At 77.8% G+C, this 694-nt stretch carries 1 protein-coding gene; it reads right to left on the bottom strand.

Annotation, left to right across the window (positions count from 1 at the left end):
* A partial coding sequence (locus C7C56_RS10780; RefSeq protein WP_146204416.1) for an ATP-binding response regulator occupies positions 1-694 on the bottom strand: 694 nt, incomplete at both ends.

Raw genomic sequence — 694 nt, 5'->3', positions numbered from 1 at the left:
TGGCCCGCCGCGCGGCGGCGCGCCAGCGGCTCGGGCGCGCCGCTGAGCGCGCGCGCCAGCGTGGCCGCCAGCAGCTGCGGCGTGACCGGCTTGAGCAGCACGCCGTCGAGCAGCGCGTTGGCCTCCCTGCCGCCCATCGCCTGCTCGCGCCCGTGGGCGGTGAGCATGATGATCACCGGGGTGCCGCCGATCCCGGGGTCGGCCCGGATCGCGCGGGTGGCGGCCATGCCGTCGAGCCCGGGCATCTTCCAGTCCATCAGCACCAGCGGATACGGCTCGCCGAGATCGGAGGCGCGCCGCAGCTCGGCCAGCGCGGCCTCGCCGCCGTCGGCGGCGCGCGCGGCCACCCCCAGCGCGTCGAGCTGGGCCACCAGCAGCTGGCGCGCGTTGGCGTTGTCGTCGACCACCAGCGCGTGGCGCCCGGCCAGCGCCTCGAGGCGGGCGTCGGGGTCGCCGGCGCCGGGTCCGCCGCCGCCGGGTCCGCCGCCGAGCCGGCACGCGCCGAGCCCGAGGCGCACGATGAAATGGAAGGTGGTGCCGCGCCCGACCGCGCTGTCGAGCCAGATCTCGCCGCCCATCATCGCCACCAGGCGCGCGCTGATGGCCAGTCCGAGGCCGGTGCCGCCGAAGCGCCGCGTGGTCGAGCTGTCGGCCTGCACGAAGGCCTGGAACAGCTTGCCGGCCTGCTCGGCCG

The sequence above is a fragment of the Massilia glaciei genome (assembly GCF_003011895.2).
In the GTDB taxonomy this organism is placed as follows: Bacteria; Pseudomonadota; Gammaproteobacteria; order Burkholderiales; family Burkholderiaceae_D; genus Telluria_A; species Telluria_A glaciei.
Note: the sequence above shows the minus strand (reverse complement) of the source record. Positions and strands in the feature narration are given on the sequence as shown.